Here is a 14,742-nt window from a genome sequence, read left to right as displayed (position 1 = left end):
GGGAGCACCCGGGAACGGGACGAGCCCCCGCCGCCTCGAAAGGCGACGGGGGCTCGCTGGGTACGGCAGGCGTACCGCTCGCGGGTCAGCGCGAGTAGTACTCGACGACGAGCTGCTCGTCGCAGATCACCGGGACCTCCTTGCGCTGCGGCGCGCGGTCCAGGCGGAAGGCCAGGGCCTTCAGGTTGACCTCGAGGTACTTCGGGGTCTGGCCCTCGCCCGCGTAGCCACCCTCACGGGCGACCTGGAACGGGACCTTCTCCTTGCTGCGCTCGCGAACGGTCACGACGAAGCCCGGCTTCATCTGGTACGACGGCTTGTTGACCTTGCCGCCGTTGACCTCGATGTGGCCGTGGACGACCATCTGGCGGGCCTGGTAGATGGTGCGGGCAATGCCCGAACGCAGCACCAGGGAGTCCAGACGGGTCTCCAGCTCGGCGACGAGCGCCTCACCGGTCTTGCCCTCGGCCTTCTTCGCGCGGTCGAACGCGCGCGCCATCTGCTTCTCGCTCAGGTCGTACTGGGCGCGCAGACGCTGCTTCTCGAGCAGACGGACCTTGTAGTCCGAGTTCTGCTTGCGGCCACGGCCGTGCTGGCCGGGCGGGTACGGGCGGGCCTCGAAGTACTTGACGGACTTCGGGGTCAGCGGCACGCCGAGCGCACGCGCGATCTTGACCTTGGGACGCTTCTGGTTCGCCATGAACCAAACCTTCCTTGCTTACGAATACGGCTTCACCAGGTGTTGACGGAGGTCGCTCCTCGCGGTCCGGAGACAACCGCACCGCCCGGGGGCAGTGCGATCAGCCGCTCTCCACGACCGGGCACGGATGTGCAAGCACACGAGTGGCCCACCGAACCTGGGTTGGTGGGCTGCACGCGACACCGAAACGGTGCGCGACGCTCCTGGGGCCTCCCGAAGGAGACCACGGCCATTGCCCCGCTGGTGCGGCCGGTCGGTCAGGGTCTCCCCTGCCGCCGCGCCCGGGACACGGCACTCCGGACGAGTATACCCGCCGATCACTCGCCCTTGAGCCGACCCCTGGTCCACTCCACGATGTCCGCGTACCGGGCCTCCCCGCCGTGCCGGGTCGGCCGGTAGTACGCCTTGCCGTGCACGGCGTCCGGCGCGTACTGCTGCGCCGCGATGCCCTCCGGCAGATCGTGCGGGTACTGGTAGCCCTGGCCGTGCCCGAGCTTGCCCGCGCCGCCGTAGTGCGCGTCCCGCAGGTGCGGTGGCACCGCGCCCGCCAGGCCCTGCCGGACGTCCGCCAGCGCCGCGTCGATCGCCAGGTAGGCGGCGTTGGACTTGGGCGCCAGCGCCAGCGCGATCGCCGCCTGGGAGAGGATGATCCGCGCCTCCGGGAAGCCGATCAGCGCCACCGCCTGGGCCGCCGCGACCGCCGTGGCCAGCGCCGTCGGGTCGGCCAGGCCGACGTCCTCGCTGGCCGAGATCATCAGCCGCCGGGCGATGAACCGCGGGTCCTCCCCCGCCTCGATCATCCGGGCCAGGTAGTGCAGGGTGGCGTCCACGTCACTGCCCCGGATCGACTTGATCAGCGCGCTGGCCACGTCGTAGTGCTGGTCGCCGTCCTTGTCGTAGCGCACCGCGGCCTGGTTCACGGCCGTCTCGGTGGTGGCCAGCGTGATGCTCGCCTCGCCCTTCTCCAGCGCCGCCCCGGCAGCCGCCTCCAGCGTGGTGAGCGCCCGCCGGGCGTCCCCGCCGGCCAGCCGGACCAGGTGGTCCTCGGCCTCCGGGGTGAGCTCCAGCGCGCCCTCCAGACCGCGCTCGTCGGCCACCGCGCGGTGCAGCAGGGCGCGGATGTCCTCGTCCGTCAGCGACTCCAGCGTGAGCAGCAGCGAGCGCGACAGCAGCGGGGAGATCACCGAGAAGTACGGGTTCTCGGTGGTGGCCGCGATCAGGGTGACCCAGCGGTTCTCCACGGCGGGCAGCAGCGAGTCCTGCTGGGCCTTGGAGAAGCGGTGGATCTCGTCCAGGAAGAGCACCGTCTCCCTGCCGTTCATGCCGACCGCCCGGCGGGCGCCGTCGATCACCGCGCGGACCTCCTTGACGCCCGCGGTGATCGCGGACAGCTCCACGAAGCGGCCCTCGACGGACTGGCTGATCACGTGCGCCAGGGTGGTCTTGCCGGTACCGGGCGGCCCCCAGAGGATCACCGAACTGGTCGCCGCCGGGCCGCGCGAGCCCGAGACCAGCCGGCGCAGCGGCGAGCCCGCCTTCAGCAGCTGCCGCTGCCCGGCGACCTCGTCCAGGGTGCGCGGGCGCATCCGCACGGCCAGCGGGGCCCGGCCGGGCTCCTTGGCCTGGCGATCCTCGGCGGCGGCGGTGAAGAGGTCCGGTTCGTCCACACCGGAAGCCTATGCGAGCCGACCGACACCCCGGCCCGGCCGCCGCGCCCCCGGCCGGGTCCGCGGCCCCGCGGAGCTGTCGGGCGGCCGGGCCTACCCGATCCGCGCCGAGTGGTCCGGTACGTACTTCTGCAGGTCCCGCGGCGGCCGCTGGTAGCCGCGCGACTCCGGGCGGGCCGGCAGCTCGATCCGCCGCGGGGCCACCTCGTGGTACGGGACGGTCGAGAGCAGGTGGGCGATCATGTTGAGCCGGGCCCGCCGCTTGTCGTCGCTCTCCACCACGTTCCACGGCGAGTCCGGGATGTCGGTGTAGACGAACATCTCGTCCTTGGCCCGCGAGTAGTCCTCCCAGCGGCTGACCGACTCGACGTCCATCGGCGAGAGCTTCCACCGCCGCATCGGGTCCTCCAGCCGGTCCCGGAACCGCCGCTGCTGCTCGGTGTCGCTGACCGAGAACCAGTACTTGCGCAGCAGGGTGCCCGACTCGATCAGCATCCGCTCGAACATCGGGCACTGGTGCAGGAACTGCCAGTACTGCTCGTCCGTGCAGAAGCCCATCACCCGCTCGACCCCGGCCCGGTTGTACCAGCTCCGGTCGAACAGCACGATCTCCCCCGCGGCCGGCAACTGCTCGACGTAGCGCTGGAAGTACCACTGGGTCCGCTGGCGCTCGGTGGGCGTGGGCAGCGCCGCCACCCGGGCGATGCGCGGGTTCAGGTACTCCGTCACCCGCTTGATCGCGCCGCCCTTGCCGGCCGCGTCGCGCCCCTCGAAGACGACCACCAGCCGGGCGCCCTCGGCCCGCACCCACTCCTGGAGCTTCACCAGCTCGTTCTGGAGCCTCAGCAGCTCCCGCTCGTACGGCTTCTTCGCGAGCCGCTCCCGCCGGTGCTCCGGGCCGGTACCGGGATCGCGCTCGGCCTTGGCTGCCACCTGGGTGCCTCCGTTCGGCAAAGGCTGCTGAGCACTCACCGTAGGCGCAACCCCGGGTTCCCGCAGGCCGGGCGCCGGCCCGGCAGCGGCGGCCCCCTGAACCGCCGCTGCCGGACTCCCCCGTGGCCGGCCCGCGAGGGCCGAGTGATCAACCCTGTCGCAGACCTGCCGGGCCGGTCCAATATCCCGTTCCATAACCTTGGGGCATGGATGTGGACACCCGACTGCTGCGGAGCTTCGCCGCGGTCTGCGAGGAGGGCCAGCTGACGGCCGCCGCGGCCCGGCTGTTCGTCTCGCAGCCGACCCTCACCAAGCAGATCCGCCAGTTGGAGGCGCTGCTCGGGGTGGAGCTGTTCGAGCGCTCGCGCCGGGGCATGGCGCCCACCCACGCCGGCCGGGCCCTGGCCGAGCGCACCGGGCCGGTGCTGGCCGGCTGGGACGACGCGCTGCGCGCCACCCGGGCGGCGGCGGCCGAGCAGGGCTCGACGCTGCGGGTGGGCTTCGAGGGCGGCAGCATCAACCTGATGACCCGCAGCACGGTGACGGACTTCACCCGGCGGATGCCCGGCTGGCAGGTGGAACTGCGGCAGAACAACTGGTTCGACCCGACCTCGGGGCTCGCCACCGGGGAGATCGACCTGACGCTCTGGCACGCCCCGCCGTCGCTCTCCGAGCAGTACAACGTCGCGGTGCTGGGCGAGGAGCCGCGCTGTGTGGCGCTGCCGGCCGGGCACCGGTTGGCGGGCCACCAGGTGATCCGGTTCGAGGACCTGCTGGACGAGCCCTTCGTCGCGATCCCGCTGGAGGCCGGGCACTGGCGCGACTACTGGCTGGCGGTCCCGGAACGGCGCGGGCGGCCGGTGCGGATCGGCGCGGTGGCGCACAACTCCGACGAGTGGCTGGCCGCGGTGGTGTGCGGTCAGGGCGTCGGCTTCGCCCCGGAGGCGATGAGCAGGCTGGCGGCGCGGGAGGACATCGCGTACCGGCCGGTGCGGGGGCTCAGCCCGAGCCTGGTCGGACTCTACTGGCCGATGGGCCGCGAACTGACGCCCGCCATGGCCGCGTTCGTGCGCAGCTGCCGGGCCACGGTCGGGTTCTCGGCCGGCCCGGCGGTCCCGGCCCAGGCGGAGTGAGCCGGACGGAGCCGGTCCGGCGCGTACGGGGGCGGGCCGGACCGGGTCAGACCGCCTCGAAGGGCTCCGGGTAGCGGCAGAGCCCGCGCGGACCGCCGTCGTAGGCCGGCAGGGCGAGGGTCTGGAAGTAGGCCTCCGGCACCTCGAACGGGCCGGTGACCTCGTGCCGGCCCGCCGGCGCGAAGCCGAACCTGCCGTAGTAGTCCGGATCGCCGAGGACGACGACGAGCTTCTCCGCCGCCTCCTCCGCGGCCGTCAGCGCGGCCCGGACGACCAGCTCGCCGACGCCCTTGCGCTGCCACTCCGGGGCGACCGCGACGGGCGCGAGCGCCAGGCCCCGGCCGTCGCCGACCGCCAGCCGGGTGAGCAGCGCGTGGCCGACCACCAGCCCGGCCTCGTCCACCGCCACCACGGACAGCTCGGGCAGCCAGGCGGGGTCGCGGCGCAGCGCGTCCACCAGATCGGCCTCGTCGGGGCCGGGGAAGGCCGCCATGTGGACCCGTCTGGTGGCGGGTGCGTCCTCGGGACACTCGGTTCTGGTGGTGACCTTCATGGGGGGAGCCTCTCTCCGTCGCACACCGTTGTGGACCGGCCCCGGACGGCGGGTGCGCCGTCCGGGGCCGTGAAAGATTAGCCGATTGGGCGTCAGGCCTGGGACTGGGCCTCGGGCTTGACCTCGGAGGACTTGGCGTCCTCGCGGACCTTCGGCTGGGCGTCGACGCCGGCCTCGCGACGCTGCGCCGGGGTGATCGGGGTCGGGGCACCGGTCAGCGGGTCACCGCCGGTGGACGTCTTCGGGAACGCGATGACGTCGCGGATGGTGTCGTACCCGCCCAGCAGCGTGACGACGCGGTCCAGGCCGAAGGCGACACCGCCGTGCGGCGGCGGGCCGTAGTTGAAGGCGTCCAGCAGGAAGCCGAACTGCGAGGCCGCCTCCTCCTCGGAGAGGCCGATCGCGTCGAACGCCCGCTTCTGCACCTCCCGCTGGTGGATACGGATCGAACCGCCGCCCAGCTCCGAGCCGTTGAGGACCAGGTCGTAGGCGTTGGAGAGCGCCGAACCCGGGTCGGTGTCGAAGGTGGCGAGCGACTCGGCGGTCGGGGCGGTGAACGGGTGGTGCACCGCGTGCCAGCCCTGGAACTCGCCCTTGTCGTCCTCGATCGGCTCGAACATCGGGAAGTCGACGACCCAGAGGAAGGCCCAGCGGGACTCGTCGATCAGCTCGCAGCGGCGGCCGATCTCCAGGCGGGCGGCGCCGAGCAGCTCCTGCGAGGGGCGCTCCTTGCCGGCCGCGAAGAAGATCGCGTCACCGTTCTTGGCCCCGGCGGCGGCGGCCAGGCCGGCCAGGTGCTCCTCGGAGAGGTTCTTGGCGACCGGGCCGCGCAGCTCGCCGGTCTCGGCGTCGATCAGCACGTAGGCGAGGCCCCGGGCGCCGCGCGCCTTGGCCCAGTCCTGCCAGGCGTCGAGCTGCTTGCGCGGCTGCGAGGCACCGCCGGGCATGACCACGGCGCCGACGTACGGGGCCTGGAACACGCGGAACGAGGTGCCCTTGAAGTACTCGGTGAGGTCCGTGAGCTCCTGACCGAAGCGGACGTCCGGCTTGTCCGAGCCGTAGCGGCCCATCGCGTCCGCGTAGCTCATCCGGGGCAGCGGGTTGGGGATCTCGTACCCGTGCACGTCGCGCCAGATCGCACCGATGATCTTCTCACCGAGGGCCAGGATGTCCTCCTGGTCGACGAAGGAGGCCTCGATGTCCAGCTGGGTGAACTCCGGCTGGCGGTCGGCGCGGAAGTCCTCGTCGCGGAAGCAGCGCGCGATCTGGTAGTACCGCTCCATGCCGGCCACCATCAGCAGCTGCTTGAACAGCTGGGGCGACTGCGGCAGCGCGTACCAGTGGCCGGGCTGCAGGCGGACCGGGACGAGGAAGTCGCGGGCGCCTTCGGGGGTGGAGCGGGTGAGGTACGGCGTCTCGATGTCGAGGTAGTCGTTCTCCTCCATCACCCGGCGGATGATGTTGCTGACCTTGGAGCGCAGGCGCAGGCCCTTGGCCGGGCCCTCGCGGCGCAGGTCCAGGTAGCGGTAGCGGAGGCGGACCTCCTCGTTGACCGTACCGGGCTCGTACTCGGCGACCGGGAAGGGCAGCGGGGCGGCCTCGGAGAGCACCTCGATCTCGCTGACCACGACCTCGACGGCGCCGGTCGGGATGTCCGGGTTCTCGTTGCCCTCGGGCCGCACGCGGACGTCGCCGACGACCTTGACGCAGTACTCGGCACGCAGGCCGTGCACCGAGTCGAGGTCGCGGACCACGATCTGCACGGTGCCGGAGGCGTCCCGCAGGTCGATGAAGGCCACGCCGCCGTGGTCTCGGCGGCGGGCGACCCAGCCGGCCAGGGTGACGGTGGTGCCTGCGTGCTCCGGGCGGAGCGTGCCCGCGTCGTGCGTGCGGATCACAGCTGCTTCTCCTTCAGGGTGGTGACGAGAGCGTCGAGGGCGACGGGGTTCTGCTCGCCGGTGGTCATGTCCTTGAGCTGGACGACGCCGTCGGCGAGGTCCCGGTCACCGGCGAGCACGGCGAAGCGGGCGCCGGAACGGTCCGCGGACTTCATCGCGTTCTTGATGCCCTTGACGCCGAAGGCGAGGTCGGTGGCGACGCCCGCGCGGCGCAGTTCGACCACCTTGGCGAAGAGGACGTTCTTGGCCTGGTCGCTGAGCGCGACGGCGTAGACGGAGGTGGCGGCCGGCAGGTCGAGGACGACGCCCTCGGCCTCCATCGCCAGGTAGCTGCGGTCCACCCCGAGGGCCCACCCGACGGACGGCAGCGCGGGGCCGCCGATCATCTCGGAGAGCCCGTCGTAGCGGCCGCCGCCGCCGATCGCGGACTGCGCGCCGAGGCCGTTGTGGACGAACTCGAAGGTGGTACGGGTGTAGTAGTCCAGGCCGCGGACCAGCTTGGGGTCGTCGGTGAAGGCCACCCCGTTGGCGGTCAGCAGCTCGCGGACCTTCTCGTCGTAGGCCTTGCACTCCTCGCAGAGGAAGTCGCGCAGCATCGGCGCGCCGCCGAGCTGGGCCTGCACCGACTCGCGCTTGTCGTCCAGCACGCGCAGCGGGTTGATCTCGGCCCGGCGGCGGGTGTCGTCGTCCAGGTCGAGGCCGGCCAGGAACTCCACCAGCGCGGCCCGGTAGACCGGGCGGCACTGCTTGTCGCCGAGGCTGTTGAGCAGCAGCGAGTAGTCGCGCAGGCCCAGCGAGCGGAAGGCGTCGTCGGCCAGGATGATCAGCTCGGCGTCCAGCGCCGGGTCCTCGGCGCCGATCGCCTCGGCGCCGACCTGCGAGAACTGGCGGTAGCGGCCCTTCTGCGCCCGCTCGTAGCGGTAGTAGGAGCCGGAGTACCAGAGCTTGACCGGCAGGTTGCCCTGCTTGTGCAGGTTGGCCTGGAGCGCGGCGCGCAGCACCGAGGCGGTGCCCTCGGGGCGCAGCGCGAGCTCGTCGCCGCCCTTGGTGGTGAGGTTGTACATCTCCTTGCTGACGATGTCGGTGGACTCGCCGACGCCGCGGGAGAAGAGCTTCACGTCCTCGAAGACCGGGGTCTCGATGTAGCCGTAGCCGGCCCGGCGGGCCGGCGCGGCGATCCGCTCGCGGATCGCCAGGAAGGTCGCGGAGCTGGGGGGCAGCAGGTCGTAGGTGCCCTTGGGGGCGGTGAAGGTGCTCAACTTCTCTTCCGTCACATTCCTCGTCGCGGGAAGGCCGGAGCGCCGAGCGCTCCCGCCGCCTGTCGGAGGTAGGGGTTGGTGGCGCGCTCGCGGCCGATGGTGGTCTGTCCGCCGTGGCCGGAGAGGACCACGGTCGCGTCGTCGAGGGGCAGGCACACCCGGGCCAGCGACCGCAGGATCGCGTCGCCGTCCCCGCCCGGGAGGTCCGTGCGCCCGATGGAGCCGGCGAAGAGCAGGTCGCCCGAGAACAGCACCGGGGGGAGGTCCTCGGCGCCGGGCGTCCGGAACGTCACCGACCCCTTGGTATGGCCGGGCGCGTGGTCGACGGTGAGCTTCAGGCCGGCCAGCTCCAGCACGCTGCCGTCGGTGAGCTCGCGCACGTCGTCGGGCTCGCCGACGGTGAGCTCGCCCATCAGCTGGGTGCCGAGCGAGCGGCCGAGCGCCTTCTCCGGGTCGGCCATCATGTAGCGGTCCTCGGGGTGGATCCAGGCCGGGACGCCGCGCGCGCCGCAGACCGGGACCACCGAGGCGACGTGGTCGATGTGGCCGTGGGTGAGGACCACCGCGACCGGCTTCAGCCGGTGCTCGCGGACCAGCTCCTCCACGCCGCGGGCGGCCTGGTGGCCCGGGTCCACGATGACGCACTCCTCGCCGGCGGCCGGTGCGACCAGGTAGCAGTTGGTGCCCCAGGCTCCAGCGGGGAATCCGGCGATGAACAACGCGCGTCCTTCGTGATTCGGGTCGGCCGTGGCGGCTGCGGGATGCGGCTACACGATGAGATGTAACGGAAGCCTACCGGCGCTCCGGGTCCGGTTGCGAACCAGATAGGCGGGACAGGTTCACTCCGTCCCGACGGGTTCACCGGGTTCTTACAGCCGCGGTCCCTACACTTGGCCGCCGATGGATGCGATGATCCGCTCCAGCATCCGCACACGATCCCTCCTCGCCCCCGGGCCGGAGGGGCCGGACAGCCCCCAGTACGACAGCACCCATGTAGGAGACACGGCCGGTGGTCAGCAGCGAACAGCGGCGGCGGCAGCTCGCCCGCGAGAAGTACGAGCGCCAGGCGCAGCGCCGGGCCGAGATGCACGCCGCGCGCCGGCGTCGCAACACGATCCTCGGCAGCGCGCTCGCCGTGGTGGTGCTGGCGGGCGGCGGTGTCCTGGTGGGCACGGGCGCCTTCACCTCGGACGACAAGAAGGACACCGCGGCGGCGCCGCCGACCGCGCCGACCGCGCCGACCGCCACCGACGAGCCCACCACCCCGACCCGCACGCCGGTCGAGGGCTGCGCCGACCCGGCGCCGGGCGCGCCGAACGGCAAGCAGTGGAAGGCCGAGCCGGCCATGAGCGTCGACGCCGCCGGCAAGTACACGGCGACGCTGGACACCAACTGCGGCAAGGTGACGCTCTCGCTGGACGCGGCCAAGGCGCCGCACACGGTGAACTCCTTCGCCTTCCTGGCCGGCGAGCAGTACTTCGACCACACCAAGTGCCACCGGCTGACCACCGGCGGCATCTTCGTGCTGCAGTGCGGCGACCCGACCGCCAGCGCGACCAACCCGGGCGGCACCGGCGGTCCCGGCTACAAGTTCGCCGACGAGAACCTGACCGGCGCGACGTACCCGGCGGGCACCCTGGCGATGGCCAACTCCGGCCCGGGCACCAACGGGAGCCAGTTCTTCCTGGTCTACAAGGACACCCAGCTCGGCCCGAACTACACCCCGTTCGGCAAGATCACCGGCGGTCTGGACGTGCTCCAGAAGATCGCCGCCGCGGGCACCCTGGAGGGCGGGACGGACGGTCACCCGATGGCCGACGTCACCCTCAACTCGGTGACCGCCGCGAAGGGTTGACCGGCACCGGGACCGCCCCGCGGACGCCAGCGCGGCGCCCCGGCGCGGTCCCGGCCCGAAATCGCCCGGCCCGGATGCGGACAGCACCGGTCCTGGTCGCCTATGTTGGCGTTGTGTAGGGTGCCCAGACCCGCCGGCCGTCACCCTCGGCAGCAAAGCACGGCGGACGGGACGGCGGGCCCATCGGTCCGCCGCACATCAACTGTGGACGACGTACGCGTCCCGCTCCGGCGCGGGCGCGACGTCATGTGGAGGACGCGCTATGAGCAGCGACCCGTGGGGCCGTGTCGACGAGCAGGGCACGGTCTACGTCAGGACGGCCGACGGCGAACGCGTCGTGGGTTCCTGGCAGGCCGGCTCGCCCGAGGAGGCTCTCGCCTACTTCGAGCGCAAGTACCAGGGCATCGAGGTGGAGATCGGCCTGCTGGAGAAGCGGGTGCGCACCACCGACCTGGCCGCCAAGGACGCCCAGACCGCGCTGGACCACCTGCGCGCGCAGGTGACCGAGGGGCACGCGGTCGGCGACCTGGACGCGCTGGCCAAGCGGCTGGACACGCTCGCCGGTGATATCGAGAGCCGCCGCGAGGAGCGCAAGGCGGCCCGCGCCAAGGCCCAGGACGAGACCCGTACGGCCAAGGAGGAGCTGGTCGCCGAGGCCGAGCGGCTCGCCGAGTCCACCCAGTGGCGGGAGGCCGGGGACCGGCTGCGCGCGCTGGTGGACACCTGGAAGGGCCTGCCCCGACTGGACCGCAAGAGCGACGACGAGCTGTGGCACCGGTTCTCGCACGCCCGCTCGGTCTTCTCGAAGCACCGCAAGGCCCACTTCGCGACCCTGGACGCCGAGCGCGACCAGGCCCGGGCCACCAAGGAGCGGCTGGTCAGCGAGGCCGAGGCGCTCTCCTCCTCCACCGAGTGGGGCGAGACCGCGGCCAGCTACCGCGACCTGATGGCGCGCTGGAAGGCCGCCGGGCGCGCCCAGCGGGACATCGAGGACGAGCTGTGGGCGCGTTTCCGCGGCGCCCAGGACGTCTTCTTCCAGGCCCGGTCCGCGGTGTTCAGCGAGCGCGACGCCGAGCAGGTCGGCAACCAGAAGCTCAAGGAGGCGCTGGCGGCCGAGGCCGAGGCGATCCTGCCGATCACCGACCTGAAGGCCGCCAAGGCCGCCCTGCGGGACGTCAACGAGCGCTGGGAGGCGATCGGGCACGTGCCGCGCGACGCCCGCCCGAAGCTGGACGCCCGGCTGAACACCGTCGAGCGGGCGATCCGCGAGGCCGAGGACAGCGAGTGGAAGCGCTCGAACCCGGAGGCCAAGGCCCGCGCCGCCGGCATGGTCGGCCTCTTCGAGGCCAAGGCCGAGAAGATCCAGGCCGACCTGGACAAGGCCCGTGCCGCCGGCAACGCGAGCAAGGTCGCCAAGCTGGAGTCCGAGCTGGCGGGTGTGCAGACCCTGCTGGAGCAGGCGCACCGCAGCCAGGAGGAGTTCAGCGGCTGATCCGCCGCCCTCCGGACCTGACGAAGGGCCCCACCGCCGAGGCGGTGGGGCCCTTCGCCGTACCCGCTACTTGCGGGCCGAGGTGACCCGGTAGACGTCGTAGACGCCCTCCACGCCGCGGACCGCCTTCAGGACGTGGCCGAGGTGCTTCGGGTCGCCCATCTCGAAGGTGAAGCGGCTCATCGCCACCCGGTCGCGGGAGGTCTGCACCGCCGCCGACAGGATGTTGACGTGCTGGTCGGAGAGGACCCGGGTGACGTCCGAGAGCAGCCGGGAGCGGTCCAGCGCCTCGACCTGGATGGCCACCAGGAAGACGGACGACTGGGTGGCCGCCCACTCGACCTCGATCATCCGCTCGGGCTGCTGGCTGAGCGCCTCCACGTTGACGCAGTCGGCGCGGTGCACCGAGACGCCGTTGCCGCGGGTGACGAAGCCGACGATCGGGTCGCCCGGCACCGGGGTGCAGCAGCGCGACAGCTTGACCCAGACGTCCTCGACGCCCTTGACGATGACGCCCGGATCGCCCTTGGCCCGGCGGCGCACCGCCCGGCGGTTGTCGTGCGTCGGCGTGGCCGTCTCGGCCAGGTCCTCGGTGGCACCCTCCTCGCCGCCGAGCGCCTGCACCAGCTTCTGCACGATGTTCTGCGCGGCGACGTGGCCCTCGCCGATCGCCGCGTACAGCGAGGAGATGTCCGGGTAGCGCATCTCGTGGGCCAGGGTGACCAGCGAGTCGCCGGTCAGGATCCGCTGGATCGGCAGGCCCTGCTTGCGCATCGCCCGGGCGATGGCCTCCTTGCCGTGCTCGATCGCCTCCTCGCGGCGCTCCTTGGAGAACCAGGCGCGGATCTTGTTGCGGGCGCGCGGGGACTTGACGAAGCCCAGCCAGTCCCGGGAGGGGCCGGCGTTCTCCGCCTTGGAGGTGAAGACCTCGACGCTGTCGCCGTTCTCCAGGGTCGACTCCAGCGGCACCAGCCGCCCGTTGACCCGCGCCCCTATGCAGCGGTACCCGACCTCGGTGTGGACGGCGAAGGCGAAGTCCACCGGGGTGGCACCGGCCGGCAGCGCTATCACGTCGCCCTTGGGCGTGAAGACGAATACCTCGTTGTTGGAGAGGTCGAAGCGCAGCGACTCCAGGAACTCGCTCGGGTCCTCGGTCTCCTTCTGCCAGTCCAGCAGCTGCCGCAGCCAGGCCATCTCGTTGACGGCGCCGGCCTTGTCGTCCTTGCGGGTCTGGGTGGGGGTGTCGGTGCGGACCTTGGAGGCACCGGCCACCGCGCGCTGCTTGTACTTCCAGTGCGCGGCGATGCCGTACTCGGCCCGGCGGTGCATGTCGAAGGTGCGGATCTGCAGCTCGACCGGCTTGCCCCCGGGACCGATCACCGTGGTGTGCAGCGACTGGTACATGTTGAACTTGGGCATCGCGATGTAGTCCTTGAACCGCCCCGGCACCGGGTTCCACCGCGCGTGGATGGTGCCCAGCGCCGCGTAGCAGTCGCGGACGGTGTCGACCAGGACCCGGATGCCCACCAGGTCGTAGATCTCGGCGAAGTCCCGGCCCCGGACGATCATCTTCTGGTAGACCGAGTAGTAGTGCTTCGGCCGGCCGGTGACGGACGCGGTGATCCGGGCGCCGCGCAGGTCGCCCTGGACCTGGTCGATGACGGTGGCGAGGTACTCGTCCCGCTTGGGGGCGCGTTCGGCGACCAGGCGCACGATCTCGTCGTACATCTTGGGGTAGAGGATCGCGAAGGCGAGGTCCTCCAGCTCCCACTTGATGGTGTTCATGCCCAGCCGGTGCGCCAGCGGGGCGTAGATCTCCAGCGTCTCGCGGGCCTTCTTCTCCTGCTTCTCCCGCTTGAGGTAGCGCATGGTGCGCATGTTGTGCAGCCGGTCCGCGAGCTTGATCACCAGGACGCGCGGGTCCTTGGCCATCGCGACGACCATCTTGCGGACGGTCTCGGCCTGCGCGGCCTCGCCGAACTTCACCCGGTCCAGCTTGGTGACGCCGTCGACCAGCAGGGCCACCGAGTCGCCGAAGTCCTTGCGCAGGGTCTCCAGGCCGTAGTCGGTGTCCTCGACGGTGTCGTGCAGCAGGCCGGCCATCAGGGTCGCGGCATCCATGCCCAGCTCGGCCAGGATGGTCGCCACCGCCAGCGGGTGGGTGATGTACGGGTCGCCGCTCTTGCGCTTCTGCCCGCGGTGCCACTTCTCCGCGACGGCGTACGCCTTCTCGATGTCCCGCAGCAGGACCGGGTCGGCCTTGGGGTCGTTGGCCCGGATCGAGCGGAACAGCGGCTCCAGAACGGGGTTGAGCACGCTGGAGCGCTGGCCGCCGAGGCGGGCCAGCCGGGCGCGCATGCCCCCGGAGGAGGACGGACGGCTCGCGGGAGCCACCGGGCGGGAGGAGGTCGGCGCCGGGCGTGCCGGGGTGGCCCCCGAGGGCGTGGGACGGTTTTCGGGGGCGGCCGCTTCGGCCGTGGGCACAACCTCGTCGGGCAAGGACACTCCTCGGGGCACCGGGCCGGCCCCTCGTGCGGCTCGCACCATCACGCACAACCGGGAGGGGATGAACCTTCATGGTACCGAGCCCGGCGCTCCCGTGTTCAGCCGGTCGGCCCCGGACACGCGGAGGGCGGCGGTCGGATGATCCGACCGCCGCCCTCCGTCCGTTCGTCGGACGCTTCCCTCAGACCGTGACCAGCGTCTCCAGCGGCGCGCCGCCCAGGTGCCCGGCCAGCCGCTCCCGGCCGTCCAGGAAGCCCAGCTCCATCAGCACCACGACGCCCACCAGCTCGGCGCCGGCCTCCTTGACCAGGTCCAGCGAGGCACCGATCGTCCCGCCGGTGGCCAGCACGTCGTCCACCACCAGCACCCGCTCACCGGGTGCGAAGGCATCGCACTGCACCTCCAGCGTCGCCGAGCCGTACTCCAGCTCGTACGAGCGCCGGAACACCTCGCCGGGCAGCTTGCCCTCCTTGCGGATCGGCACGAAGCCGAGGCCGGCCGCGAAGGCCGCCGGGGCCGCCAGGACGAAGCCGCGCGCCTCCAGGCCCACCACCTTGGTCGCACCGAGGGCCGTCGCCCGCTCCGCCAGCGCCCGGGTGAGGGCCGCGAAGGCCTCGGCGTCGGCGAGCAGCGGTGCGATGTCCTTGAACAGCACACCGGGCTTCGGGTAGTCCGGAACGTCCCGGATCCGGCTGTTCAGCAGCTCGGCCAGGGCGGTGTCGGCGGTGGTCACGGAAGAGTCCTCAC

The 14,742-nt window shown here is 72.1% G+C and carries 12 protein-coding genes; 3 read left to right on the top strand and 9 right to left on the bottom strand.

Annotation, left to right across the window (positions count from 1 at the left end; genetic code table 11):
* Positions 1 to 85: 85 nt before the first annotated feature.
* From rpsD to ppk2, 3 genes are all read right to left on the bottom strand, one after another.
* The gene (rpsD, locus tag ACIF6L_RS28075) at positions 86 to 700 is read right to left on the bottom strand and encodes a 30S ribosomal protein S4 (RefSeq protein ID WP_063346792.1); all 615 of its coding nucleotides are present in this window, start codon (positions 698 to 700) and stop codon (positions 86 to 88) included.
* A 317-nt stretch (positions 701 to 1,017) separates the two neighbouring features.
* Positions 1,018 to 2,367, bottom strand: coding sequence for a replication-associated recombination protein A (locus ACIF6L_RS28070; RefSeq protein ID WP_396489623.1), 1,350 nt, complete (start codon positions 2,365 to 2,367; stop codon positions 1,018 to 1,020).
* A 93-nt stretch (positions 2,368 to 2,460) separates the two neighbouring features.
* Positions 2,461 to 3,216 (bottom strand): polyphosphate kinase 2, encoded by a 756-nt coding sequence (gene ppk2 / locus ACIF6L_RS28065; protein ID WP_396489835.1) that lies wholly within the window; start codon positions 3,214 to 3,216, stop codon positions 2,461 to 2,463.
* A gap of 290 nt (positions 3,217 to 3,506) precedes the next feature.
* Between ppk2 and ACIF6L_RS28060 the strand changes: the two genes are divergently transcribed.
* Positions 3,507 to 4,433: a LysR family transcriptional regulator gene (locus ACIF6L_RS28060; RefSeq protein WP_396489621.1), complete on the top strand. Its 927-nt coding sequence runs from the start codon at positions 3,507 to 3,509 to the stop codon at positions 4,431 to 4,433.
* Positions 4,434 to 4,479: 46 nt separating this feature from the next.
* On the opposite strand, the gene ACIF6L_RS28055 is transcribed toward ACIF6L_RS28060, so the two are convergent.
* The 4 genes from ACIF6L_RS28055 to ACIF6L_RS28040 form a co-directional block, all read right to left on the bottom strand.
* Positions 4,480 to 4,986, bottom strand: a complete 507-nt coding sequence (locus ACIF6L_RS28055) for a GNAT family N-acetyltransferase (RefSeq protein ID WP_396489619.1) — start codon at positions 4,984 to 4,986, stop codon at positions 4,480 to 4,482.
* 92 nt (positions 4,987 to 5,078) lie between these two features.
* Entirely contained in the window at positions 5,079 to 6,884 is a 1,806-nt protein-coding gene (gene aspS / locus ACIF6L_RS28050) for an aspartate--tRNA ligase (RefSeq protein WP_396489617.1), read from the bottom strand.
* Positions 6,881 to 8,143, bottom strand: a complete 1,263-nt coding sequence (gene hisS, locus ACIF6L_RS28045) for a histidine--tRNA ligase (RefSeq protein WP_329486809.1) — start codon at positions 8,141 to 8,143, stop codon at positions 6,881 to 6,883. The genes aspS and hisS overlap by 4 nt, the downstream gene beginning before the upstream one ends.
* Positions 8,144 to 8,154: 11 nt before the next feature.
* On the bottom strand, positions 8,155 to 8,862 hold the full coding sequence (locus ACIF6L_RS28040; protein ID WP_329486810.1) for an MBL fold metallo-hydrolase: 708 nt from the start codon (positions 8,860 to 8,862) through the stop codon (positions 8,155 to 8,157).
* 290 nt (positions 8,863 to 9,152) lie between these two features.
* Here ACIF6L_RS28040 and ACIF6L_RS28035 point away from each other — a divergent pair, with 290 nt between their 5' ends.
* Together ACIF6L_RS28035 and ACIF6L_RS28030 are read left to right on the top strand one after the other, a co-directional pair.
* Positions 9,153 to 9,998: a peptidylprolyl isomerase gene (locus ACIF6L_RS28035; protein ID WP_396489615.1), complete on the top strand. Its 846-nt coding sequence runs from the start codon at positions 9,153 to 9,155 to the stop codon at positions 9,996 to 9,998.
* A 262-nt stretch (positions 9,999 to 10,260) separates the two neighbouring features.
* Complete coding sequence (locus ACIF6L_RS28030; protein WP_329486812.1) at positions 10,261 to 11,490, top strand: DUF349 domain-containing protein; 1,230 nt, start codon at positions 10,261 to 10,263, stop codon at positions 11,488 to 11,490.
* Between the two features lie 66 nt (positions 11,491 to 11,556).
* On the opposite strand, the gene ACIF6L_RS28025 is transcribed toward ACIF6L_RS28030, so the two are convergent.
* A complete protein-coding gene (locus ACIF6L_RS28025; protein WP_380386243.1) occupies positions 11,557 to 14,037 on the bottom strand; it encodes a RelA/SpoT family protein in 2,481 nt (826 codons plus the stop codon).
* Positions 14,038 to 14,176: 139 nt separating this feature from the next.
* Positions 14,177 to 14,728: an adenine phosphoribosyltransferase gene (locus ACIF6L_RS28020; RefSeq protein ID WP_329486814.1), complete on the bottom strand. Its 552-nt coding sequence runs from the start codon at positions 14,726 to 14,728 to the stop codon at positions 14,177 to 14,179.
* Positions 14,729 to 14,742: the final 14 nt, after the last annotated feature.

Source organism: Kitasatospora sp. NPDC086009, assembly GCF_044540385.1.
Classification (GTDB): Bacteria; Actinomycetota; Actinomycetes; order Streptomycetales; family Streptomycetaceae; genus Kitasatospora.
Note: the sequence above shows the minus strand (reverse complement) of the source record. Positions and strands in the feature narration are given on the sequence as shown.

Coding starts and splice junctions, on each gene's coding strand:
- rpsD (WP_063346792.1), bottom strand. CDS start 700: ATGGCGAACCAGAAGCGTCCCAAGGTCAAGATCGCGCGTGCGCTCGGC.
- ACIF6L_RS28060 (WP_396489621.1), top strand. CDS start 3,507: ATGGATGTGGACACCCGACTGCTGCGGAGCTTCGCCGCGGTCTGCGAG.
- ACIF6L_RS28055 (WP_396489619.1), bottom strand. CDS start 4,986: ATGAAGGTCACCACCAGAACCGAGTGTCCCGAGGACGCACCCGCCACC.
- ACIF6L_RS28030 (WP_329486812.1), top strand. CDS start 10,261: ATGAGCAGCGACCCGTGGGGCCGTGTCGACGAGCAGGGCACGGTCTAC.
- ACIF6L_RS28025 (WP_380386243.1), bottom strand. CDS start 14,037: ATGGTGCGAGCCGCACGAGGGGCCGGCCCGGTGCCCCGAGGAGTGTCC.